Annotated in this window: 27 protein-coding genes; 15 read left to right on the forward strand and 12 right to left on the reverse strand. The window is 71.8% G+C overall.

The features are described from left to right. Positions 1-30: 30 nt before the first annotated feature. Positions 31-1116: a citrate/2-methylcitrate synthase gene (locus BJP65_RS08285; RefSeq protein WP_070408820.1), complete on the reverse strand. Its 1086-nt coding sequence runs from the start codon at positions 1114-1116 to the stop codon at positions 31-33. Between the two features lie 52 nt (positions 1117-1168). On the opposite strand from BJP65_RS08285, the gene BJP65_RS08290 reads away from it, so the two are divergent. The 5 genes from BJP65_RS08290 (at position 1169) to BJP65_RS08310 (ending at position 4897) form a co-directional block, all read left to right on the forward strand. Then, complete coding sequence (locus BJP65_RS08290) at positions 1169-2347, forward strand: citrate synthase (protein ID WP_070408821.1); 1179 nt, start codon at positions 1169-1171, stop codon at positions 2345-2347. A gap of 129 nt (positions 2348-2476) precedes the next feature. Next, complete coding sequence (locus tag BJP65_RS08295) at positions 2477-3253, forward strand: helix-turn-helix transcriptional regulator (RefSeq protein WP_055832174.1); 777 nt, start codon at positions 2477-2479, stop codon at positions 3251-3253. A gap of 3 nt (positions 3254-3256) precedes the next feature. Next, positions 3257-4159 carry a hypothetical protein gene (locus BJP65_RS08300; protein WP_219811341.1) on the forward strand — a complete coding sequence of 301 codons (903 nt, stop codon included), beginning with the start codon at positions 3257-3259 and terminating at the stop codon, positions 4157-4159. 91 nt (positions 4160-4250) lie between these two features. Then, a complete protein-coding gene (locus BJP65_RS08305; protein WP_070408822.1) occupies positions 4251-4502 on the forward strand; it encodes a type II toxin-antitoxin system Phd/YefM family antitoxin in 252 nt (83 codons plus the stop codon). Continuing rightward, the gene (locus BJP65_RS08310) at positions 4499-4897 is read left to right on the forward strand and encodes a type II toxin-antitoxin system VapC family toxin (protein ID WP_070408823.1); all 399 of its coding nucleotides are present in this window, start codon (positions 4499-4501) and stop codon (positions 4895-4897) included. The genes BJP65_RS08305 and BJP65_RS08310 overlap by 4 nt, the downstream gene beginning before the upstream one ends. A 72-nt stretch (positions 4898-4969) precedes the next feature. Here the strand turns inward: BJP65_RS08310 and BJP65_RS08315 are convergent, their stop codons facing one another. From BJP65_RS08315 to glp, 3 genes are all read right to left on the reverse strand, one after another. Continuing rightward, entirely contained in the window at positions 4970-5239 is a 270-nt protein-coding gene (locus BJP65_RS08315; RefSeq protein ID WP_070408824.1) for a DUF6457 domain-containing protein, read from the reverse strand. A 179-nt stretch (positions 5240-5418) separates the two neighbouring features. Continuing rightward, positions 5419-5979: a molybdenum cofactor guanylyltransferase gene (locus tag BJP65_RS08320; RefSeq protein WP_083285781.1), complete on the reverse strand. Its 561-nt coding sequence runs from the start codon at positions 5977-5979 to the stop codon at positions 5419-5421. Next, on the reverse strand, positions 5973-7157 hold the full coding sequence (glp, locus tag BJP65_RS08325) for a gephyrin-like molybdotransferase Glp (protein ID WP_070408825.1): 1185 nt from the start codon (positions 7155-7157) through the stop codon (positions 5973-5975). Before glp ends, BJP65_RS08320 begins: the two co-directional genes overlap by 7 nt. A 390-nt stretch (positions 7158-7547) precedes the next feature. Between glp and BJP65_RS08330 the strand changes: the two genes are divergently transcribed. Beyond that, a complete protein-coding gene (locus BJP65_RS08330) occupies positions 7548-8042 on the forward strand; it encodes a DUF1990 family protein (protein ID WP_070408826.1) in 495 nt (164 codons plus the stop codon). A 301-nt stretch (positions 8043-8343) separates the two neighbouring features. Here BJP65_RS08330 and BJP65_RS08335 read toward each other — a convergent pair whose 3' ends face one another. Genes BJP65_RS08335 through BJP65_RS08360 form a run of 6 tightly spaced genes read right to left on the reverse strand, consistent with a single transcriptional unit; the run spans position 8344 to position 11499 of the window. Continuing rightward, on the reverse strand, positions 8344-9258 hold the full coding sequence (locus BJP65_RS08335) for an Asp23/Gls24 family envelope stress response protein (RefSeq protein WP_070408827.1): 915 nt from the start codon (positions 9256-9258) through the stop codon (positions 8344-8346). A gap of 19 nt (positions 9259-9277) precedes the next feature. Beyond that, positions 9278-9865, reverse strand: a complete 588-nt coding sequence (locus BJP65_RS08340) for a hypothetical protein (protein ID WP_070408828.1) — start codon at positions 9863-9865, stop codon at positions 9278-9280. Then, positions 9862-10443 (reverse strand): DNA/RNA endonuclease G, encoded by a 582-nt coding sequence (locus BJP65_RS08345; RefSeq protein ID WP_070408829.1) that lies wholly within the window; start codon positions 10441-10443, stop codon positions 9862-9864. The genes BJP65_RS08340 and BJP65_RS08345 overlap by 4 nt, the downstream gene beginning before the upstream one ends. After that, on the reverse strand, positions 10443-10835 hold the full coding sequence (locus BJP65_RS08350; protein ID WP_055832190.1) for a hypothetical protein: 393 nt from the start codon (positions 10833-10835) through the stop codon (positions 10443-10445). The genes BJP65_RS08345 and BJP65_RS08350 overlap by 1 nt, the downstream gene beginning before the upstream one ends. Continuing rightward, positions 10832-11020, reverse strand: coding sequence for a DUF2273 domain-containing protein (locus BJP65_RS08355; RefSeq protein ID WP_055832192.1), 189 nt, complete (start codon positions 11018-11020; stop codon positions 10832-10834). Before BJP65_RS08355 ends, BJP65_RS08350 begins: the two co-directional genes overlap by 4 nt. Beyond that, on the reverse strand, positions 11017-11499 hold the full coding sequence (locus BJP65_RS08360; protein ID WP_055832194.1) for an Asp23/Gls24 family envelope stress response protein: 483 nt from the start codon (positions 11497-11499) through the stop codon (positions 11017-11019). The genes BJP65_RS08355 and BJP65_RS08360 overlap by 4 nt, the downstream gene beginning before the upstream one ends. Before the next feature lie 336 nt (positions 11500-11835). On the opposite strand from BJP65_RS08360, the gene fdhD reads away from it, so the two are divergent. Together fdhD and BJP65_RS08370 are read left to right on the forward strand one after the other, a co-directional pair. Then, positions 11836-12714 (forward strand): formate dehydrogenase accessory sulfurtransferase FdhD, encoded by an 879-nt coding sequence (gene fdhD, locus BJP65_RS08365; RefSeq protein ID WP_070408831.1) that lies wholly within the window; start codon positions 11836-11838, stop codon positions 12712-12714. A gap of 64 nt (positions 12715-12778) precedes the next feature. Next, positions 12779-15103, forward strand: a complete 2325-nt coding sequence (locus tag BJP65_RS08370) for an FdhF/YdeP family oxidoreductase (protein ID WP_070409917.1) — start codon at positions 12779-12781, stop codon at positions 15101-15103. An 87-nt stretch (positions 15104-15190) separates the two neighbouring features. Here the strand turns inward: BJP65_RS08370 and BJP65_RS08375 are convergent, their stop codons facing one another. Then, positions 15191-16183: a glycerate kinase gene (locus BJP65_RS08375; RefSeq protein ID WP_070408832.1), complete on the reverse strand. Its 993-nt coding sequence runs from the start codon at positions 16181-16183 to the stop codon at positions 15191-15193. A 304-nt stretch (positions 16184-16487) separates the two neighbouring features. On the opposite strand from BJP65_RS08375, the gene purL reads away from it, so the two are divergent. The 4 genes from purL (at position 16488) to BJP65_RS08390 (ending at position 20934) form a co-directional block, all read left to right on the forward strand. Beyond that, on the forward strand, positions 16488-18830 hold the full coding sequence (purL, locus tag BJP65_RS08380) for a phosphoribosylformylglycinamidine synthase subunit PurL (RefSeq protein ID WP_070408833.1): 2343 nt from the start codon (positions 16488-16490) through the stop codon (positions 18828-18830). Positions 18831-18880: 50 nt separating this feature from the next. Further along, entirely contained in the window at positions 18881-19015 is a 135-nt protein-coding gene (locus tag BJP65_RS16975; RefSeq protein ID WP_258027439.1) for a hypothetical protein, read from the forward strand. Between the two features lie 158 nt (positions 19016-19173). Beyond that, positions 19174-20163 (forward strand): hypothetical protein, encoded by a 990-nt coding sequence (locus BJP65_RS08385; RefSeq protein WP_156784853.1) that lies wholly within the window; start codon positions 19174-19176, stop codon positions 20161-20163. Positions 20164-20196: 33 nt separating this feature from the next. Further along, positions 20197-20934, forward strand: a complete 738-nt coding sequence (locus tag BJP65_RS08390) for a hypothetical protein (protein ID WP_055832203.1) — start codon at positions 20197-20199, stop codon at positions 20932-20934. 24 nt (positions 20935-20958) lie between these two features. On the opposite strand, the gene BJP65_RS08395 is transcribed toward BJP65_RS08390, so the two are convergent. Continuing rightward, positions 20959-21219 (reverse strand): DUF3253 domain-containing protein, encoded by a 261-nt coding sequence (locus tag BJP65_RS08395; RefSeq protein ID WP_070408835.1) that lies wholly within the window; start codon positions 21217-21219, stop codon positions 20959-20961. A gap of 47 nt (positions 21220-21266) precedes the next feature. Here BJP65_RS08395 and BJP65_RS08400 point away from each other — a divergent pair, with 47 nt between their 5' ends. The 3 genes from BJP65_RS08400 to BJP65_RS16545 all read left to right on the forward strand — a co-directional run bounded on the left by BJP65_RS08400 (position 21267) and on the right by BJP65_RS16545 (position 23122). Continuing rightward, positions 21267-21998 carry a YqjF family protein gene (locus BJP65_RS08400; RefSeq protein WP_070408836.1) on the forward strand — a complete coding sequence of 244 codons (732 nt, stop codon included), beginning with the start codon at positions 21267-21269 and terminating at the stop codon, positions 21996-21998. A 177-nt stretch (positions 21999-22175) separates the two neighbouring features. Next, entirely contained in the window at positions 22176-22823 is a 648-nt protein-coding gene (locus BJP65_RS08405; RefSeq protein ID WP_070408837.1) for a hypothetical protein, read from the forward strand. A gap of 122 nt (positions 22824-22945) precedes the next feature. Then, positions 22946-23122, forward strand: a complete 177-nt coding sequence (locus BJP65_RS16545) for a hypothetical protein (RefSeq protein WP_156784854.1) — start codon at positions 22946-22948, stop codon at positions 23120-23122. Positions 23123-23151 lie beyond the last annotated feature (29 nt).

Below are 23151 nucleotides of genomic sequence, written 5' to 3' on the forward strand. Positions count from 1 at the left end.
TGTCGCCGCCCCAGAACCGCGGCAATCACCTCACCCCGCGAAAGCCGGCCCGACGTACCGCGCCGACGGGCGGATGATCTTGGGGTCGCGCGCCTGCTCGAGCACGTGGGCCGTCCAGCCGATCGTGCGCGCGAGAGCGAAGGTGGGCGTGAACATGTCGCGCGCGATGCCGCACTGCTCCATCACCACCGCGGCGTAGAACTCGACGTTCGCGTGCAGCGGGCGTTCGGGGTGCCGGGCCGCCAGCTGCCGCTCCGCCTCATCCTGGAAGGCCAGCGCCTGCGCCACGCGCGGACCGCCGAGGTCGCGGGCGACGCCACGCAGCAGCTCCGAGCGCGGGTCGGCCGTGCGGTACACCGCGTGCCCGAAGCCCATGAGCCGGCGCCCCGCGGCGAGCTCCCCGGCGATCCAGGCCGACGGATCGTCGCCCGCGCGGTCGAGGCTGTCGAGCGCCCGCGCCGGGGCTCCCCCGTGCAGCGGACCCGAGAGCGCGCCGAGCGCGCCGGTGAGACAGGATGCCATGTCTGCCCCCGTCGACGCGATGACCCGGGCCGTGAACGTCGAGGCGTTGAAGCCGTGGTCCATCGCCGCGATCAGGTACGCCGACAGCGCCCGCACGTGCGCCGCGTCGGGCGTCGCACCCGTGACGCGCTCGAGGTAGTCGGCGACCACCCCGGCTCCCGTTGCCCCGCGTTGCGGCGCGAGGGCGAGCGGGGCGATCGCCGCGAACCGGATCGCCTCGTCGAGCCGCGCATCGGGGTCGAGGTCGTAGAGCGCCGCGGATCGGCGGACCGATGCCGCGAGCGTCCACACCGCGCGCAGCGCCGCGAGCGGCTGGTCGGTGTGCATCGCGACGGCGGCGATCAGCTCCGGCATCCGGGGATCCGCCTGGGCCGCGGCGATGCGTTCCGCGAACGCGGCGCGGCGGCCGGCGTCGGGAAGCTGTCCGACGACGAGCAGATGCCAGACCTCCTCGAACGAGCGCTCGCGCGCCAGCTCGACGGCGGAGTGCCCTCGGTAGTGGAAATACCCGGCCCCTCCGTTCACGTCGCCGATGGTGGTCTCGGCGGCGACGACGCCGTTCAGACCGCGGGGCACGTCGATCAGCTCGCTCATGCGCCCAGTGTGCGAACATGACGAACCCAGCGTCAACGTTGATCGGATCATCATGACCGCCCCGCTCCCCCGCCTCACCGCCGCGCAGGCCGCCGCCCGTCTCGGGGTGAAACCGCAGACCCTCTACGCCTACGTCTCGCGCGGCCTCGTGACGCGCGAACGCGACGCGCGCGGCTCGACGTTCGACGCCCTCGAGCTCGAGGCCTTCGCGGCCGGGCGGCGACGCACGGCCGGGCGCACCCCGACCCACCCCACGACGGGGATGCCGCTGGGAATCGTGCAGACCGACATCGCCGACATCGAAGACGGCGAGCTGCTGTACCGGGGCCGGCGTGCTCGCGACCTCATCGACCAGCCGTTCGCCGAGGTCGTCGCGTGGCTGTGGGGCGCGGAGCGGATCGACGCCCCCGACACCGCGATCGGCAGCGCCCGCGCCATGGTCGAGGCCCTCCCCCCGCACGCGGGGGCCATGGATCGCCTGCGTGCCGCCCTCACCGGGTTCGCCGCCGACGACCCGCTCCGCCACGACACCGCCCCCACGACCCTTCACCGCATCGGCTGGACCCTGCTCACCGGGCTCCCCGTGGCTCTCGGCGGCGACGCGCAGCTCGACGTGGCGCGCTCCCTGGCCGGCGCCTGGGACGTGAGCGACGGCCCCACCGTCCGCGCGATCAACGCGGCGCTCATCCTGCTCATCGATCACGACCTGGCCGTGTCGACCTTCGCCGCGCGGGTGGCGGCCTCGGCCCGCGCCGACGGATACGCGGCGGTCGGCGCAGCTCTGGGAGCCGCCGACTCGCCCCTGCACATCGCCGCCGCCACCCGCACCTCCCGCCTGCTCACGCAGGTGCGCCGGGGCAGGGAGCCCGACCGCGCGCTGGCCGACGCGGTGCAGGACGGCAACGGCATCCCGGGCTTCGGTCATCCCCTGTACAGCGGTGTCGACGACCGCGCCGACGCGCTCTTCCCGCTGCTCGCGCAGCTCCCCGACGGAGAAGGAACGATGGATGCCGTGACCCGGCTCAGCGACACCGTCGCCGCCCGTGCGCACGCGCGGCCCAACGTGGATCTCGCGCTGGCCGCCCTGGCATCCGGAGCCCGTCTCCCGGACGACGCGGCGAGCTCGATCTTCGTCGTGGGCCGCCTGGCGGGGTGGATCGCGCACATCGCCGCGGAATACGCCGAAGCGCCGATGCGCCTGCGACCGCGTGGGGAGTATGTCGGGCCGTGACCCCGCACGAAGCAACCGGGTCTGCGACTCGCTCGCCCGGGGCGGGGTCATGGCAAAGCACCGCCCCCTCGCCCGTCAGCGTCTGGCACATCCTTGTGTCACACGACACATACTTGTTACCCTAGACACATGGATGTTCCGTCTCTGATCGAGCTCCTCGGGCGCACGCCGACCGCAACGGCGCGCGCGACCGGGCTCTCTCGTATGACCGTGCGCCGGGTGCGCGATGGAGTGTCCGCGCCGACGATCGAGACGCTACGCGAGCTCGCGCTGGCGGCCGGGTACGACATCGACGTGCAGCTGGTGCCCGTGAGCGACCCGGCAGCCGCCGTGGCGGCGCGAGTAGTCGCCGACCCGGCCATCCCGACCCGGGAAGATCTTGAGGGCTGGGGGATGACGTCACCTGAGGAAGTCCAGCAGATCGACGAATGGATGGCTCGCCTCGAGCGTCACGCCGGCCCCGACCGGAATCGACTGCTCGAATTGGCGGGCCGGTACTCGGCCGCGCAGCACCGGAAGGGTGCCCGGTTCTTCGCCCCGAAGCCGGGGCTCACGCAGCAGCAGACGATCGAGGTGGCCAACAGTGCACTGCGTCCGCTGAGTGGGGCACTTTCGGGAGTTGCGGCTGCTCGCGCCTACCTCGGCCACGCCCCGGACCCCGGTCCCGTGGTGGTCTGGTCGACGGATACCGACGCGGTGGCCGAGCGGCTGTCGGCGACGATGCGCGAGGTCGACGAGTATCAGCCGGCCGGTGTTCTGGTCGCGCCTACGATGCAGGCTTACCTGGTCGACATGATGATCCCGCCGGACTGGGAGCAGCAGATCGTCTCGCCGATCCAGGCGGCGATCGACCTGTACGGACTGGGCTACGACCAGCTGGCCGACGAGATCACCGAAGGGTGGTGAACGATGAGCGAAGAGACCACGGAGGAGCGGTCTCCGAAGAAGTGGGGTATGACCGCGGCGGACTTCGCCAAGCGTGCGCAGGAGAACCGTGACCGACACCAGGCGGGGGCCTCGATCCGTGATCCGTTCGTCGGCGACGCCACCCGTGAGCAGCGCACGGGCCGGATCACCTGGCGACCGGGTGCGATCAACTTCGAACTCGTCGAGCCGTCTGCGGTGCAGCGGTCGCTCTTCCGCCTAGAGAAGTCGCTGCCCGAACTCGTCTGGAACGCGGCCGCCCTGGAGGGCAACACCTTCACGCTGCCGCAGGTGCAGACCCTGCTGGATGGTGTCACCGTCGGTGGGAAGAAGCTCGAGGAGGCGGAGCAAATCCTCGCCCTGAGCGAGGGCATGGGCCTGATGATCAGCGCGGTGCGTGACGGCTCCTTCTCGCTGCGCAAAGAGATGAGTGACCGCATCCACGGTGTGATTGCCAGATACGAAGCGATCGAGTCGGGCAACTTCCGTGGCGAGGGGAGCGTGCACGGCGGCGGTTCCGTCACGCTCGCCAGCGGCGGGACCGTCGACGGTGACCCGACAGGGAAGAACGGGGAGCAGCTCCGGGAGGACTACACGAACCTGCTCGCCGGGCTCGGCGCACTCGGCGATCCAAGAGCCCGCGCCCTGGTGTACTTCGCCTCGGCAACCCGGTCCCAGTTCTACTTCGACGGGAACAAACGCACCGCCAGAATCATGATGACGGGCGCGCTGGTCCAGTCGGGCTTCGAGCCCATCAACATCCCCTACGCGCGGCACGAGGAGTTCAACGTCGCGCTGGACGAGGTGTTCCGCACGGACGACGGGACCCGGCTGATCTCCTTCCTCACGACATGCACCATGGTGGACCGACGACGAGAACGCCGCTGATCTGCGGAACCTCCGCGTCGCGTTTCGCACTGCAGTGATGTTGTCTTCGCCGAGAACGCCGCCTAGCCACGTTCCTGGCTAGGATGCCGCCATGATGTACAACGTCCTGGAAGCGCGGAACAACCTGTCGAAGTTGATCGCCGACGCCGAGTCGGGGATCGAGGTCACGATCGCGCGCCGCGGGGTGCCGGTGGCGCGGATCGTGTCCATCGAGGGCGCCCCGTCACCGACGCGCAACGCTTTCGCGGAGTGGTTGGCTGCACACCCTCTCTCTGCGGAGCGAGCGCGACCGGTCGACGAGATCGATGCGATCGTCGCCGAGAATCGGGCCGCCGGGGCGTGATCTACGTCGACAGCTGCCTGGTCATCTACGCGGTCGAGCGCGACGACGACATCGGCGAGCGCACGCGCGCCGCACTCGCGGCCGCCGACGAGCCGCTCGCGACGAGCCCCCTGGTCATGCTCGAGGCGCTCGTGAAACCGATGCGGGATGCCGACGCCCAGGCGCAGTCGACCATGTGGAGCGCCTTCGATGCTCTCGAACTGCTGCCGGTGGACCCCGACGCCTTTCTCGACGCGGCGTTGCTGCGTGCCCGCCATCGAGGCCTGCAGACGGCGGATGCCCTGCATCTCGCCGTCGCCCGACGGGCGGGGTGCCGCGCTCTCTGGACGAACGACTCACGTCTCGAGACGGCGTCGGGGGGCTTCGCGGTCGACGTCATCGGCAGCGCTCGCTAGCACCCCCACCCGCGTCCGCGTGCTCTGCAGCCCCTCCGTCGTTCAAGGCCCTGCCGCTCGTGCCCCGGCGTCTCAGTGGTTCTCCCACCCGCGCGCGAGTTCCACCACCGCCACCACCGCGGCCTCGGTGTCGGCGGGCGAGCCGCCCGCGCGGCCGGCGACGAGCCCCGCGACGAAGGCGCTCAACGGCGCCGCGGGCCGGGCCACACCGTTCGCGACGTCGCGCGCGAGGTCGAGGATCAGCGAGATGGGGATGTCGCCCTCGCCCAGATCGAAACGTTCGGCGAGCGCCGCGCTCCAGTCGTTGAGCGCCTCGGGCGGCAGGGTGCGGGATTCGGTCATGGCTGCTCCTCCTCGGGCTGCTCGAAGATCGTCCCACGTGTCGACGTCGCGCGTCAGAGCCGGGTCATCCCGCGCCGCCGTGCACAACCGCGGGCCGCGCCCCGACCCGCCGCTTCGAAGCACCTCGTCCCCGGCGTGTCTCCCCATCGCCCCGCCGTTGTGCACGGCGGCCGCGAGCGTCACCGGGCTCGGGCAGCCCGCAGATCGTCCCACGTGTCGACGTCGCGCGTCAGGGCCGGGTCGACCGACACCGGGGTCACCGTCATCCCCCCGAGCAGGGCACGCATCGACGCATCGCGTCCGCGGTCGGGAAGGGGGGATGCCGCTGCGCGCAGCGCCGCCGTCCGGTACCGGCCGATCAGCCACTGGCGTCGGCCGTCGTCGAGGCAGACGCCGTCGACGCCCGACGGGAGCGCATCGGGCAGCAGCGCCACCGCCTGCCCCACGGTCGGCAGGTCGCAGGCGACGACGTAGACCTCATCGGCATCCACCGACGACAGGGCAGCGATAATCCCCGCCACCGGGCCGCCGAACGGGGGCTCCTCGCGCACCCACTCGACGTCGAGGCCGGGGGCGAGCTCGGGCGCGGCGACCACGATGCGCTCCACGCCCGCCGCACGGACGGCGGTGATCGCCGCGGCGAGGAGCGTTGCGCCGTTCACCTCGAACAGGGGCTTCACCGCGCCGCCGACCCGCGATCCGCGCCCCCCGGCCAGCAGGATGGCGTCGGCCCTCACCACAGCATCACGCTCACGAGATCGCCCGCGACGAGATCGGTCTCGCCCGGGGGGACGACCGCCAGGCCGTCGGCATCGCCGAGGCCGCGGGTGCCGCGCTCGACCGGGCGGGCGAGCCAGCGCGACGGGTCACGGCGGTCGAGGGCGACCGGCACGTACTGCACCCGCTCGGGACGCGCACGCCACCCCGCGGCGAGCGCCACGCGCACGGCGGCGCGGCCGAGGTCGACATCGCCCTCGAGTGCACGCAGCGCGGGCCGCACGAACAGCTCGAACGACACCGCCGCGCTGACCGGGTTGCCGGGCAGGCCGAACAGCAGGGTTCCCGCGGGCGTGCGCCCGAAGCCCTGTGGCTTGCCGGGCTGCATGCGCACGCGATCGAAGCGCATGAGGTCGCCGAGGGTGTTCTTCACGACCTCGTACGCCCCGGCGCTCACCCCGCCCGAGAACACGACGACGTCGGCCCCGGCCGCCTCCGCCGCGGCGATCGCGCGGCGGGGTCCGTCGCCCTCGTCGCCCACGCTCGTGCGCAGCACGACCTCGGCACCCGCCTCCTCAGCGAGCCCGGCGAGCAGCACGCTGTTCGACTCGGGGATCCGACCGCGCGCCAGCGGCGCGCCCGGGGCGACGAGCTCCGAGCCGGTCGACACGACCGCGACGCGAGCGGCGCGCGACACGGTGACCGTGCCGACTCCGGATGCCGCGATGGCACCCGCCCGCGCCGCGGTGACCCGCAGCCCGTCGGCGACGACGAGGTCGCCCGCGCGCACGTCCGAGCCGCGGCGGCGGACGTGGGCACCGGGTCCTCGCGGCGGCACGACGATCGTGACCGACTCGACGCCGCCGGCGAGTCCGTGCGCGGTGTCCTCGAACGGAACGACGGCGAGGGCATCGGTGGGCACGGGCGCCCCCGTCATGATGCGGGCCGCGTCGCCGGCATCCATCCGCGGGTCGAGGTCGGTCCCCGCGGGAAGATCGGCGACCACGCGCAGGGTCGCGGGCGCGAGATCGCGCACGGCGAAGCCGTCCATCGCCGAGCAGTCGAAGGCCGGCACGTCGACGGCTGCCCGCGCCGGATGCCGCAGCACCCGGCCACGGGCCGCCGCCACGTCGCGGGACTCGGGGTCGAGGGGCTCGACCGCGTCGAGGACGGCGGCGAGGTGGTCGGCGACGTCGATCACGCGGGGGTCCGTGCGGAGGGGACGGGCATGGTTCCAGCGTAGGCGCGGGGGTGTGCGGGCGGGCGGGGGCGGGCGGGGGCTGCACGAGCGGGCTGGTCAGGCGGGCTGGGCGGGCGGGCGCTGCGCGGGTGGCCGGAGCGGGGCGGGCGGGCTAGGCGGCGCCGAGGCCTCGGTGCGGGGCCGGCGCGCGGGCGGCGGAGAGCGGGGCCAGCGGAGGATCTGGGACGAGCGGAGGACGCGAGAGCGGTCCCTCGCCCTCCGCCGGTCCCACCCCCTCCGCTCATCACTCCCGCCCCAGCCCCTCCGCTCGTCACGCCCGTCCCACCCCCTCCGCTCGTCACCTCGCCGCAACCCCCGGAGCCCCGGACGCGCCCGGTCTACCGTGAAGACATGGACGACCTGACCTACGACGAGGTCGGCGCGACGGCCGGCGAGATGCCCCCGGGGTACCACCACGTCCGCGCCCACCGCGTGATCGGGCACGGCCGCGGCGATTTCGAGCGCGCGGCCGACGCCCTGCTCGCGGGCGAGGCCCAGCGGCGCGCCGGCGCCCGGGTCGAGCTGTCCGAGACGCCGATGCGCGAGGGCACGCGCGTCACGATGCGGCTGGGTCTCGGCATCCTGGCGTTCCGCATCCCCTGCCTCGTCGTCTGGGCCGAGCGCACCGACACCTCGGCCGGCTTCGCCTACGGCACGCGTGCGGGCCACCCCGAACGCGGCGAGGAACGTTTCACGCTGACGCTGCGCCCATCGGGCGAGGTGGCGTTCGACATCGCGGCCTTCTCGGCACCGGGCCGCTGGTTCACGCGCGTGGGCGCACCGCTCGGCCGTGCCGTACAGGCGTGGATGACGCGGCGATATCTGCGGGCACTCGACGCGCGCTGACCCGGGGTGCCCCGTGTCGGATGAACTCGGGCCTTCGTCGACGCGGCGGCAGGCCGAGCGTCGCGCTCGCCCCGCGGCGCTCCGCAGCGCGGCGTCGGGGCGCCGCGGCGTGCATAACTCCTGAGTTCTGGCGGCACCCGACCGCCGCGGGGGCGGAAATCCGCGTGTCGGCCTCAGCGCACCGCCCGATCCTCAGGAGTTGCGCACGGGCGGTCGGCGACGGCTCGGGCACCGAGATCGCCGACGGCGACGCGAAGGGCGCCCCGGCCGAAGCCGGAGCGCCCTTTCGTCGTGCCTGGGGTCAGGAGCGGGGACGGTCGTCTTCCACGACCGACTGCACGCTGTCCGTCGCCGGCGTCTCGTCGTCGGTGCGTACCTCGTCGGCAGCGATCGCGAGGTCGACCGCGGCGTCTTCGAGGGCCTCGGCGACCACGTCGCGCACGTCTCCGCGGTCGTCGGCGGGCGTGCTCGTGACGGGGCTCTCGGGCTCGAGGCCCTCCGTGACGCGGTCCGCCGCAGCGATGTCCGCGTCCGCATCGGCGGAGGCCACCCGCTCGCGTGCCGCCTGCACCGTCTGCTCGACAGCGGCTGCGGCACCGGCGGCGACGTCCTTCGACCTGGCCACCGCGACGTCGACGGTCTCCGACGCGCTGGCGGCGAGGTCCCTCGACTTCGTTACCGCGTCATCGACGGCGGCCGAGGCGCCGGCCGCGACGTCCTTCGACTTCGCCTTCATGTCGTCGACCGCCTCCGACGCGCGGGCGGCGACGGCATCCGTGCGCTCCTTCACGTCGCCGGCGACGTCGCGGGCGCGGGCCGACACGGCATCCGCCTTCTGCTCCGCCTCGTCGACGACGTCACGGTCGAACGGGCCGAAGACGCCCGTCACGACCACGTCGACGTCGATCCGACCGCGACCGAGGGGCTCGAGCGCATCGCGGACGGCCGTCCGCACGGCATCCGACACCTCGTGCAGCTTGTGCGGGTAGTCCACGACGAGCGAGATGGTGGCGGTGACGGAGTCGGCGCGATCGGTGTCGATCTTCACACCGGGCGCGGTGCTCGCGAGTCCCACGCGCTCCCGAACGGCATCCGACGCACGCCCCAGCAGGCTGCCGAGGGAGTGGACGCCCGAGACGGATCCGGCGGCGGTCGCGGCGAGCGCGGCCGCGGCGTCCAGGGCCGGGGGGTCGATGGCGGGGTCGATGGTTGTCATGACGTCTCCTCGTGGGGTGTCAATGCACGCGGGTGTTGTCGTGCGCGAGCTTCGCGCGCAGACCCGAGTGGATCGAGATGTAGGCGCGCAGGTTCTGACCCGTCAGGGCGGCGAGGTTCGACACGAGGGTGTCGACGTGCTCGGCCACCTGGCGGGGAGAGGTGTTCTGTCGCGGGGTCACCGCGACGTGCAGCACCGACTCCTTGTTGATCTCGCCGGCGGTGATGCGGGCCGAGAGGATCTCGTCGCGCTCGGCCAGGGCGTTCTTCAGCGCTTCGGAGGCGAAGTTGTCGGTGACCGTGATGCGGCCCTCGTCGCTCGCGCTGCCGGTGGACTGCAGGGGTGCCTGACGACGACCGCGCACGGCGGACGAGGCGATGACGATGAGGATGACGGCCAGCACCACGAAGGCGGCGACCGCTCCCCAGCCGGCGGACTCGCGACCGAGGCCCACGAGCCAGCCCTGGAAGCCGCCCATGACCGAGGTCCAGGTGTCGGCTCCGCCGGGGGCGAGCCCGACGAGCAGAGCGAGGGCACCGGCGGCCAGCAGCACGACGGCGACCAGGAAGAGCAGGAAGCGGTTCAGACCGCGACGCGTCGCATTCATCGGGACTCCTTGGTGTCGGGACGCTGCACGCGCAGGTGGGTGCGCACGGCGGGCGAGAGCTTGTACGAGGTGACCTCTTCTTCGACGAGGCGGCGCAGCTCGGCTTCGTCGACGGGGATGCCGACCGGGGGCCGCACGGTCACGTCGACCGAGCGGTGGGCCACGCCCACGACGATGTCGTCACGGGCGATGCCCGACTCGTTGCTCAGGTGCTGGGCGACGGCAGAGGCCACGACGCCGTTGTCGACGACGACGGCACGCTCACCCCACGCCATCTCGTGACGCGACAGGCGTCCGGGCTTGAGCGCGAGGACGAGAACGAGCACACCCACGAGGGCGAGCACGATGCCGCCGACGATGAACGCGACGGGAAGCAGGGCGGTGGGGGCCGCGACGACGGCGTTCAGCGCTTCGCCGGGCGCGACGAGCAGAGCGGGCTGCCCGACCAGGTTGAGGACGATCTCGACCGCGGCGTAGGCCAGGACGAGAAGGAGCAGCACGGCCACCACGATCATGGCCACGGTGCGCGGCGAGTGGGTCTCGCGGCGCACGACGGTGCGGAGCACGGCGTCGGTCATCACAGCACTCGCTTTCGCTGGGGGGCGGAGGCGCCCGAGATGGTCAGGTCGACGCGCGAGACCTCGCGGCCGAACAGGCGGGTCAGACGCGACCGCAGCTCACTCTGGGCGACGCGGGCGGCTTCCAGCACGGGGGTGGCGGCGCGCACGGCCTCGGTGTCGTCGAGGCGCGGCACGGGGAAGGCCGAGGTCACGCGGACCACGGCCGTGTCGCGGGACGAGACGATCTCGACGCGGACGTTCTTGGCATCCACGCCGATGATGTCGGCGGCGGCCCGCTCCGCGGTCTTCTGCAGCACGCGGTCCGAGATGGCGACGCGGCCCGCGGGGAGGCCGGGGCCGGCAACCGAGCTGCGGTTGCCGACCCCGGGAGAAGCGGTGACGGTGGTCACGATGTGCTCCGACCCTTGAAGGCGTTGACGATGTTGCCGAAGTCGATCTCACCCGCCGTGATGCGGGCGACGACGATTCCGATCGCCATGAACAGGGCGACGAGGATGAATCCCCAGAAGCCGAAGATCAGGGCGCTGAGGGCCAGGACGAGCCCGACCAGGGCGCCCTTCGTCGTGGCGCTCACTGGACGCGCTTTTCGTTGCTGTCGTCGTCGTTGTTGTCGTCGCCCGGGATGTGGACGTCGTTCACGTCGACGTTGACCTCGACGACCTCGAGGCCGACGAGACGGTTGATGGCACCGGCGACGCGGCCGCGGACCTGGTCGGCGACTTCCTGGATGGGGGCGCCATACTCGACGACGATGGTGATGTCGGCGGCGGCCTGGGTCTCGCCGACCTCGACCTTGACGCCCTGCGTCAGGTCGGTGGCGTTGATCGCGTCACGGATGGCACCCAGCGCGCGGGCTCCGCCGCCGCCGAGCGCGTACACACCGGCGACCTCGCGGGCAGCGATCCCGGCGACCTTGGCGACGACGCCCTCGGCGATCGTGGTCTTGCCCTCGGTGTGGGCGTCCTGTCCGCGGGCGCTCAGCGGGCGGTTCACGCGCGACGCCGTCTGGGGGACGTTCTGCGCGGCGGGGGTGGTGGGGGCGTTCTCAGCCATGTCCGTGCCTTTCAACAGTCGTGACCCGGTCGTTCCGGGGTGGGCGCTTTGGCCTACATGGATAAGACGTACCGGGTGCAGGAATCGTCACGTCGGGATTGAAAAAAACTCCGAGATCTGTATTCGCATGAATGCGAACGGACGCCTTCCGTGTGATTCCGCGGGTGGATGCGCTCCCACGACGCGCCCCGCGTCGGCGGCCCCGGACGCCCGACGAAGCGGATCCCCGTAGTCCCCGCCCCCGGATCCCCCCTCCCCGCCCCTCCCGATCCGGTCGGCGCCGCCGGGCGTACGCTCGATCCATGAACCCCCTCCGTGCGTTCCTCCGGTCCTGACGTGGGCCGCCTCACCGCCTCCCGCCGCGTCACCCGCCTCACCCTCGACGGGGTCCGTCGCGAGCGACCGGATGCCATCGCCGTCGAGGAGCCGCTCGAGATCCGCGTCGCCGGGTCGCCGTTGGCCGTCACGATGCGCACCCCGGGTCATGACGTCGAACTGGCCGCCGGTTTTCTCGTGTCGGAGGGCGTGATCAGCCGCGGCGACGAGTTCGCCCGGGCGATCCACTGCGGCGGCCCCGGCACCGGCGGCGCCGACGGCAACACGTACAACGTGCTCGATCTCACGCTCGCACCGGGCGTCGCCCTCCCCTCGCCCGACATCGCCCGCTCGTTCTATACGACGAGCTCGTGCGGCGTCTGCGGCACGGCCTCCATCGAGGCGGTCGAGAAGGTGTCGTCCTACGACGTCTCATCCGACGGCATCCGGGTGTCGGCGCACGATGTCGCGGCCTTCCCCGACCGCCTGCGCGAGCAGCAGAAGACGTTCGACAAGACCGGCGGGCTGCACGGCGCCGCCCTCTTCGACGTCGCGAGCGGCGCGATGCTCGTGGCCCGCGAAGACGTCGGTCGGCACAACGCCGTCGACAAGGTCGTCGGGTGGGCGCTGCTGAAAGACCGCCTGCCGCTGCGGGGGACGGTGCTGCAGGTCTCGGGCCGCGTGAGCTTCGAGCTGGTGCAGAAGGCCGTGATGGCCGGCATCCCGGTCCTGTCGGCGGTGTCGGCGCCCTCCTCTCTCGCCGTCGAGCTGGCCGAGCGCGCGGGGCTCACGCTGGCCGCGTTCGTTCGCGGTGGCAGCATGAACCTGTACACGCGGGCGGATCGCATCCAGGCGCCGTCCACAACCCCCGCGACGGACGAGGTCACGAGCGTACGCTGACGAACGCGCACGGGGGTGGGAGTGGATGCCACCGCCCCGGCGATGAAGACTTCGGAGGGTGAACATGGGTGAGTCGTTCGGATTGATGGCCGAGAAGCCGCGACAGGGCGGGCTCGGGCCGGCGGTCACGACCGAGTGGTCGAGCACCGGCGAGTACGGGCACCCGGCCGCCGGCTGGGGGGCCGCCCTCTCTGTGGGCAAAGTGCTGCTCGAGCAACGCCAGCCCGTCGCGGGGACGCGCGCGATGTTCACGATGAACCACCCCAAGAGCGGGTTCGACTGCCCCGGCTGCGCGTGGCCCGACGACAAGGGCGTCGCCCTCGACATCTGCGAGAACGGCATCAAGCACGTCACGTGGGAGATGACGCACAAGCGCGTCGGCAAGGAGTTCTTCGCCGAGCACTCCGTGACGGAGCTGTCGCAGTGGACGGACTTCGACCTCGAAGACGCCGGTCGCCTCGTCGGCCCCCTGGCCTACGACGCGGCATCCGATCACTACGTGCCGATCTCGTGGAACGACGCCTTCCGCATGATCGCGCAGCACCTCACCGCGCTCGACTCGCCCGACCAGGCGGCGTTCTACACCTCGGGGCGCCTGAGCAACGAGGCGTCGTTCCTGTACCAGCTGTTCGCGCGCGAGCTCGGCACGAACAACCTCCCCGACTGCTCCAACATGTGCCACGAGGGCTCGGGCCGCGGCCTCACGGCCTCGCTCGCCACCCCGAAGGGCACCGCCGACCTCGAAGACTGGGAGAGCTGCGACGCCCTCTTCGTGCTCGGCGTCAACGCCGCCTCGAACGCTCCGCGCATGCTCACGAGCCTCGCCGAGGCCGTCGACCGCGGCGCCCAGGTCGTGCACGTGAACCCGCTGCGCGAAGCGGCGGCGACCCGCACGATCGTGCCCCACGAGATCGTCGACATGGCGACGTTCCAGTCCACCCCCACCAGCACGATGAACCTGCAGGTGCGCCCCGGCGGCGACCTCGCCCTCATCCGCGGCATGGCCAAGGTCGTGTTCGAGGCGTCCGAGACCGACCCCACCGCGCTCGACCAGGCCTTCCTCGACGAGTACACGACGGGCCTCGACGCCTACCGCGCCCTGGTCGAGGCGACCGGCTGGGACGAGCTCGTCGAGCAGGCCGGTCTCACCGAGGCCGAGATCCGAGGAGCCGCCGACGTCTACCTGAGCGCGGAGCGCACGGTCATCAGCTGGTGCCTGGGCGTCAGCCAGCACCAGCACGGCGTCGACACGGTGCGCGAGATCGTCAACCTGCTGCTGCTGCGCGGCAACGTCGGCCGCATCGGCACCGGCCCCTCGCCCGTGCGCGGTCACAGCAACGTGCAGGGCAACCGCACCTGCGGCATCAATCACAAGCCCACCGAGAAATGGCTCGCCAAGCTCGACGAGGTCTGCGGCATCGTCTCGCCCCGCGAGCCCGGCCTCGACACCGTGCACACGGTCGCGGGCCTGCACCGCGGCGACGTCAAGGTGTTCGTCGGTATGGGCGGCAACTTCGTGCGGGCCGCCCCCGACACCGCCCTCACCGCCGAGGGGATGAGCCGGTGCGAGCTGACGGTGCACGTGAGCACCAAGCTCAACCGCAGCCACCTGACCCACGGCAAGGACGCGCTGATCCTCCCCTGCCTCGGCCGCACCGAACGCGACGTGCAAGAGGCGGGCCCCCAGTCGATCTCGACCGAGGATGCCATGAGCTCGGTCATGCTGTCGCTCGGCTCCCGCCGCCCGGCATCGTCGCACCTGCTCAGCGAGCCCGAGATCATCGCGCGCATGGCCCGCGCGACCATGCCCGAGTCGGCGACGCCGTGGGAGTGGTACGTCGGCGACTACGACCGCATCCGCGACACCATGGCGAAGGTCCTGCCGGGCTTCGAGGGCTTCAACGAGCTCGTCCGCCAGCAGTACGGCTTCCGCATTCCGCAGCCCGCTCGCGAGCGCGACTTCCAGACCCCGTCGGGCAAGGCGGAGTTCTCGGATGCCGAGCTGCCCGACGTCATCCCCGAAGAGGCCGACGTGCTGGTGCTGCAGACCATGCGCTCGCACGATCAGTGGAACACCACGATCTACTCGGCCGACGACCGGTACCGCGGCGTCCGCAACATCCGCGAGCTGGTGTTCATGCACCGTCGCGACATGAAGGAGCGCGGCATCGCCGAGGGCGACCTGGTCGACATCGTCGCCACCTCGCGCGACGGGTCGGTCCGCAGCGTCACGGCGTTCCGAGCGCTCGAGTACGACACCCCGCGCGGCAGCGCCGCCGGCTACTTCCCCGAGCTGAACGTGCTGCTCGGTCCCGACGACTACAGCCGCCAGAGCGACCAGCCGCTGATGAAGGACATCCGGGTGCGGATCGCGAAAACCGCGTCCTGACCGCCGGGCCCGCCGGGTACGACGGCGGGCCCCCTCCCCGACACCCGGGTCGGTGCCGCGTTCCGCCCGCCATCCGCTCCAGGGCGGTCAGCGATCGAGCCGCGACAGGGCCTCCGCGGTCGCCGCGCGGAGGGCGACGACCGGGTCGCGCCAGGCCAGGTCCGCCCCCACGATCCGGGTCATCGAGAAGACGTGGGGGCCGTCGACTCCCGGGGCCACGTTCCCGGCGATCAGGGCCGAAGGCACGCCGTGCCCTGCGGCGAGCGCGAGCACGTGACCCGGCCCCTTGCCCTCGAGGGTGGTCGCGTCGAACGCGCCCTCCCCCGTCAGCACGAGGTCGGCTCCGGCGATCGCCGCGTCGAGCCCCCGCGCGGCGGCGACGAAGGCGGCGCCGTCGACGAGCTCCGCCCCGGCGGCGAACAGTGCGCCCGACAGACCCCCGGCCGCGCCCGTCCGCGCCACCCCGTCGAGCGAGCGACCGAACCGTGCGGTCCACTCCGCGGCATCCGTCGCGAGTCGAGCCGTAAGGCGCTCGACCATCGCCGGGTCGGCCCCCTTCTGCGGGCCGAACACGCGCGCGGCATCGCCGAACGCGGCGGTGACGTCGGTCAGCACGATGACTCCGGGCGGGAAGGGGACGCGAGCGCCCAGCGCGTCGAGCGCCCCGCGCCCGCCGTCGGTCATCGCCGATCCGCCCATTCCCACGACGATCCGCGTCGCCCCGGCGTCGAGGGCGAGAGCCAGCAACTCGCCGACGCCGCGGCTCGTCGCGCCCCACGGGTCGTTGCCCTGCGCCCCCCCGGCGAGGACGAGCCCGGATGCCGCGGCCGACTCGATCACGGCACTGTCACCGTCGAGACGCCAGGCGGCGGCGACCGGAAGACCGAGCGGCCCCGTGACGGTGTCGCGACGGGTCGGCCCGCCGAGGGCGTCGAGCGTGCCGTCACCGCCGTCCGCCATGGGGAGGACGACGATCTCGGCCTCGGCCCACCGCTCGCGGACCGCCGAGGCCATGGCATCCGCCGCCTCCTGGGCGGTGAGCGTGCCCTTGAACTTGTCGGGGGCGATCACGACGCGCATGGGCACCTTCGGTCGGGGCGGGTGTCTGCACCCTACCGCCGGGCATCGCGCGGCCGGGCGGCCGCCGCACGCCCTCAGCGATCCGCGCACCCTCAGCCCGGATGCCACGAGCCCCCGCCCGCACGAAACCTCAGCGATTCGCGCACCCTCGGCCGATCGAGCCCGAATCGAACCGACGTTGTGAGAATCACCGACCTTGCGCCCGAACGCCCCGAGCGGGCCGCCCGCCGACGGCCCCGGCGATGTCCGACCACCCAACTAGACTGACTCCGTCCGGCCCCTGCGATTTCTGGAGCTCAGCCGCGTGACCACTTCACCCGAATCCGCCGCCCGTACGGCACTCGCCGACACCGTCGAGAACGCCATCTCGACGCCCGAGAAAGAGCAGCCCTACGGTGCCCTCGGTCTCAAGAGCGACGAGTACGCCCGAATCCGCGAGATCCTGGGCCGCCGCCCCACCAGCGGTGAGCTGGCGATGTACTCGGTCATGTGGAGCGAGCACTGCTCCTACAAGTCCAGCAAGATCTACCTGCGCCAGTTCGGCCAGAAGGTCAGCGACGAGATGAAGACCCGCCTCATGGTGGGCATGGGCCAGAACGCTGGCGTCGTCGACGTCGGCGACGGCTGGGCGGTCACCTTCAAGGTCGAGTCGCACAACCACCCCAGCTACATCGAGCCGTTCCAGGGCGCGGCCACCGGCGTCGGCGGCATCGTGCGCGACATCATCTCGATGGGCGCGCGCCCCGTCGCGATCATGGATCAGCTGCGCTTCGGCGCCATCGACCACCCCGACACCCCGCGCGTGGTGCACGGCGTCACCAGCGGCATCTCGTTCTACGGAAACTGCCTGGGCCTGCCGAACATCGGCGGCGAGACCGTCTTCGACGCCGTCTACCAGGGCAACCCGCTGGTCAACGCCCTCGCGGTGGGCGTCATGCGCCACGAAGACATCAAGCTCGCCAACGCGACCGGGGTGGGCAACAAGGTCGTGCTGTTCGGCGCCCGCACGGGCGGCGACGGTATCGGCGGCGCCAGCATCCTGGCATCCGACACCTTCGCCGACGGCGGCCCCACCAAGCGCCCCGCGGTGCAGGTGGGCGACCCGTTCGCCGAGAAGGTGCTCATCGAGTGCTGCCTCGAGCTGTACAAAGACGACCTCGTCGAGGCCATCCAAGACCTCGGGGCCGCCGGCATCTCGTGCGCCACGAGCGAGCTCGCCGCCAACGGCGACAGCGGCATGAAGGTCGAGCTCTCCAAGGTGCTGCTGCGCGACCCCTCGCTCACGCCCGAAGAGATCCTCATGTCGGAGTCGCAGGAGCGCATGATGGCGATCGTCGCGCCCGAGAAGCTCGACGCGTTCCTCGCCGTCGTCGGCAAGTGGGACGTCGAGACCAGCGTGCTCGGCGAGGTCACCGGAGACGGTCGCCTCGTCATCGACTGGTACGGCGAGCGCATCGTCGACGTCGACCCCTCGACCGTCGCGGTCGACGGCCCCGTGTACGAGCGTCCCGTCGCGTACCCCACGTGGATCGACGCGCTGAACGACGACACGGCGACGACCCTCGCGCGGGCGACGGATGCCGAGACCCTCCGCCAGCAGTTCACCACCCTGGTCGCGAGCCCCAACCTCGCCGACACCTCGTGGATCACGAACCAGTACGACTACTACGTGCTCGGCAACACGGCCCTGAGCTTCCCCGACGACGCCGGCATGATCCGCGTCGACGAAGAGACCGGCCTCGGCTTCGCGATCGCGACCGACTGCAACGGCCGCTACAACCAGCTCGACCCGTACGAGGGCGCCAAGCTCGCCCTCGCCGAGGCCTATCGCAACGTCGCGGTCACGGGCGCCGTGCCCACCGCCGTCACCGACTGCCTCAACTTCGGCAGCCCCGAGAACCCCGAGGTCATGTGGCAGTTCAGCCGGGCCGTCGAGGGTCTGAGCGACGGATGCCTCGAGCTCGGCATCCCGGTCACGGGCGGCAACGTATCGTTCTACAACCAGACCGGTGACCAGCCGATCCACCCGACCCCCGTCGTGGGCGTCCTGGGCATCATCGACGACGTCGCGGCTCGCATTCCCAGCGGCTGGCAGGATGCCGGTGAGAACCTCTACCTGCTCGGCACCACCGCCGACGAGCTCGACGGTTCGCAGTGGGCCGGCACGATCCACGACCACCTCGGCGGCCGCCCGCCCCGGGTCGACCTGGCGCAGGAGCGCAAGCTCGCCGAGCTGCTCAAGGCCGCCGGTTCGCAGTCGCTCGTGTCGAGCGCGCACGACCTGTCGTCGGGCGGGCTCGCGCAGACCCTCGCCGAGGGCGTCATGCGCTTCGGCGTGGGTGCGCGCGTCTGGCTCACCGAGCTCATGGAGCGCGACGGCGTCGATGCCACGGCGGCCCTGTTCAGCGAGTCGACCGGCCGCGTCCTGGTCAGCGTCCCCCGCGAAGAAGACGTCAAGTTCCGAGGCCTGTGCAACGGCCGCGGCTACCCGGTGCTGCGCATCGGTGTGACCGACGTCGAGCCCGGCACGGTGGCATCCCTCGAGATCCAGGACGTCTTCACCGTCACGGTTCCGGAGCTGCGCCGCCTGTCGAACGAGACCCTGCCCGCCGTCTTCGGTCCCACCGTCGCGGAGCCCGTGGCCTGAGGGTTCGGGCCCTCGGCCCCGACACCCCGCCCGCCCAGAGGAGAAGTGCGATGAGCGACGACGACGACATGACGGTGTTCAGCGACAAGCGCCAGCGGCGGGTGAAGCTCACCGCGTGGGTCGTGATCGGTGCGCTCATCCTCACCGGTGGCGGCGCGACCGTGCTGACGTTGATTCTGGGCTGACTCGCGTCCCACGCGAGGGGCGTTCCCCGTCGCCGAGGGTGCGTCCCGGCGGAGCGCCCCCTCTCGCGTCGAACCGACTCGGGCGTCGGGGGTGCTTCCCCTGCGCGTTCCGGCCGAATGCCCGGCGTGATGTCAGACACCGCCCGTAGCATGGGGGTGTGGAACCGCTGGTGATCTTTCTCACCGAGTGGTGGTGGATCGGCCCCGCAGCGGCCGGTGCCGGCACACTCGGGTGGGTCGGCGTGCGCCGCACACGGCAACGCGCGCTCCCCGCGGGAACCACGACCACCGGCGACCGAGCGGCCCGGGCCTGGGCTTCTCGTCCGCTGAGCAAGAACGCCGCCCGTCGTCTCGAGCTCGACGCCGCGCAGCTCGATCTGCAGAGCGCCCGGCACGCCGTCATGCGCGGACGCGCCGAGGTGAAGGTCGCCGACGCCGAGGTGGTGCGCGCTCAGGCCGAGCGCGCGGCGTCCCGCGTTCCGGCCGACGTGGTCGCCGCCGCCCGCGGTCGACTCGTCGACGCCCAACGCGACCTGCGCGCCGCGACCGCCGAGGTGCGGGCCAGCCGCGCCGGAGTGAAAGCGGCGAAGGCCATGCTCCCGGCGATCCGCTCCGGTGGCGCGCCCCTTCCGGTCGCGCGCCTGCTGGCCGAGCACGACGCCATCCTCGCCCGCTGGATGTCGTACGAGACCGACCCCGCGCTGGCGATCGACTACCCCGCCATGACCGACTCGCGCTCCCCCCTGCTCGCCGACTTCCTGCGCGCGCACGAACGCGCGCAGTGGCTGCGTCCGGCCTCGACCACGACGCGTCTCGAGCCCGCCGAGTTCCTCGCGTACCGCGATGCCGTGCGTCACGTCTCGCACGCGTTCGACCGCGCGGAGCGCGCCGCGCGGCGCGGCGGCGAGCAGCCCAGCGTCGAGGGCACCGACGCGTGGGGTCGCGTGGCCTCCGATCTCGCCGAGACGGCTCAGCGCGCGCTGGCCCGTTCGATGGAGTCGATGGGCCGTGCAGCGGCCCGCAACTGGAGCGAACGGGGCGCGAAGCGCGCGCAGAAGAAGGGCCCCGACGCCGCTCCCCCGACGCCGAACGAGCGCCCCGTGTGGCCGCCGCCCGCGCGCGAGAAGCCGCGACCGCCGGCATCCTGAGCCGCCGTCGGGCGAGCGGCGTAGCATGGCGCCGTGCAGGAGTTCTGGAATTTCGCCGGCCAGTACTGGTGGTTGGTCTTCCCCGTCTTCGGAATGACCATGGGGGCGGTCAACGCGCGCGTGAAGCACCGCGAGGTCGCCGCCCGTCGGCGCCACCGCGAGCAGATCGAGCTGATCCGCGCGCAGGGCGGGGCCGTTCCGGCGTCGATCTCCGCTCCGACCGTGGGCGCCCCGGTCGCCGACGCCCAGCAGCGCGCCGTGGACGCGCACGACGCCGTCACCCACCGCTGGCTCGAGTACGAGCTCGACGCGTCGAAGCTCATCACCTACCCGGCGATGAGCGACGGCCGCCAGCCGCTCACGGCGGCGTTCCTGCGCGCGAAGAAGGTCGCCGACAATCTGCGCCCCCGCACCGATGAGGTGTTGTCGCCCGATCGGCTCAAGGAGTACCGCGAGGCCGTCACCGACTACGAAGTGGCCTTCGAGGTCGCCGAGCGCGATGCCCGACGGGTCAAAGACGCCGCGTTCACCGCCGACGAGCGCAAGCGCCTCGACACCGCGAAGCAGCTGCTCAGTGTCGCCACCGACCAGGCCGCCACCCCCAACGAGCGGCAGGTCGCCTACCGCCGCGTGCGCGAGGAGTTGAACGGTCTGATCTGGCTGTCCGACGAGGCCGTCGACGTGCTCGAGAAGAAGGTCGCGCTCGAACTGCCCCGCGGCAGCGGCGACACACCCCGCACTCCGCTCATCCCGCCCGAGCCCGCGGTCTGACGCGACGGCTCCCGCGCGGAGTCGTCAGCTCTTGCGGCGGATCCGCACCGGCCCCCGCGCCGTCGTCACGTCGACGACGCGACCCTTCTGCGTCACCTCGACCTCGCCCAGCCCGACGAGTTCGTGCGCGGCGTCGCGTGCCGGCTGCATGAGATCTCGCCAGTCGTCGCCGCCGATGGCACGGGCCGCCTCCGATGGGCAGATCGTCTTGTCGGCGTCGCGCGCGGCGAGCAGCTCGCGAATGGATGCCACGAGCCGAGGATCCGCACCAGATGCCGGGGTCATCTGTCCAGTGTCCCTCCGCGCCGCGGTGTCGGGGTCAGAATGAGCCGGTGATCACCGAGCGCCATGCCCCCGATCTGCCCGGACGCGCCGTCATCGAACAGCGGTGGAACCGCGCCGTCTTCGTACACTGGCGGGTGGACCCGGCCGACGTCGCGCCGCTGCTTCCGGCCGGCACCCGTCCCGACGTGCACGACGGCTCCGCGTGGGTGGGGCTCGTGCCCTTCGTGCTCAGCGAGTTCCGCTTCCTGCCCCTGCCGCCCGTGCCCTTCGTCGGCACGTTCACCGAGATCAACGTGCGCACCTACGCGATCGACGACGAGGGCCGCCGCGGCGTCGTGTTCCGCACGCTCGAGGCCGAGCATCTGGCCCCCGTCCTCGGGGCCCGCGCGCTGTTCGGCCTGCCCTACCGGTGGGCTCGGGCCGGAGTCCGCACCGACGGCGCGCGCATCGAGTACCGCTCGCGGCGTCACGGGGGGCGGCATCCGGGAACCCACGTGCGTGCCACCCTCGGCACCGACACGGTGGACACCCCCCTCTCGCGGTTCCTGACCGCGCGATGGGGCTTCCACGAGCGTCACCTGGGCCGCACGATCTGGGCCGCGAACAGCCACGAACCGTGGCCCCTGGTCGAGGCGCAGCTCGACGTGCTCGACGACGACCTCGTCGCCGACGCCGGCTTCCCCCAGCTCGCCGGCCGCACGCCCGACTCGGTGCTGGCGATGCCCGCGGGCCACCCCGGCTTCATCACGCGCTTCACGACGGCGCACGCGATCGCCTGAGTCGGGCGGAGGATGCGGTCCGTCTCGCCGAGAAGAGCTGCCGGTGCGCCGAAGACGCCACTCACCCGAAGGCGGTGAGATTTCATCTCGTTATGTATGCATGCTCATGTTTACCTTGTGAGTGGGCGTTGACCAACGTCGTTCCACCCCACGGCGCTCGCGCCGAAAGGACAATTCATGAGCACGCAACATCGATCGGCGATTTCAGCCGCGTTCCTTGCCCTCGCCATCGCATTCGCGCCCACCTCCGCGGCACTCGCGGCGAGGGACAGTGCGACGGACCCCGAGTCCACGTTCCACGAGTTCGTCGACGATCTGGCGCTCTCACCGGCGAGTAAGCGCCAGGTCGAGCAGTACTTCGCCGCACTTCCGGAGGAGAAGCAGGAGGCGGGCGCCGCGGACCCATCGACACTATTCACCTATTCCGAGGCCACCTCCACCGTTCGCCAGCTACCTGTTGCCCCCTCGGACAGTGGGCGCCTCACCACCCTGGCCGCAGCGGGTATTCGAACGCTGCAGGTGAGCAACCGACAGGACGTCAAGATCGGGAATGTCACGTTCATCACCTTCAGCCTGAGTTACACATATGAGGCGCGTGGCAGCTCAGTCACACGGAACATCAACTGCACGGGGTCTGCATCAGGAGTGATCAGTGCGAGCTCGTCACCCACATCTTGGATCTCTCAAGGACGTGGGACCTGCGATGTGCGCACCCAAGCCAGCGTTTTCGTGAAGGGCCTGCCCTTCCAGTTCACGAAAGTGCACACGGTCACGACGCAAGCGGGCAATCCTGCTCGGGTCGACGGCCGAATCTACTCGGCATGACGATCCCTGCACACACGCGGGCCAGATCGCGAGCTTCCTCTCTCCACTGGTGGGCTGTCGCGGCAGCCGCCGTCGCACTGGCCGCGCCGCTGCCGGACGAATGGAGGCTCACCGTCCAGATCTTGACCCTCGTCTTCGGAGTAGTGGTGCTGTGCGTGGTCCGGGGTCGAGCGGCTCGATCGATCGCGGCGGCCGTCGTTGTCGTGGTCGGCGCCGTCGTAGGCGTGCACATCGCCGGGCAGGTCCTCGCTCTCGTGTTCGAGCGATCCTTCATCGACGACGCCGTCGTCGTCGGCTGAGAGACGGCCAGCGGGACCGACGCCAAAAG

This window comes from Microbacterium sp. BH-3-3-3 (assembly GCF_001792815.1).
In the GTDB taxonomy this organism is placed as follows: Bacteria; Actinomycetota; Actinomycetes; order Actinomycetales; family Microbacteriaceae; genus Microbacterium.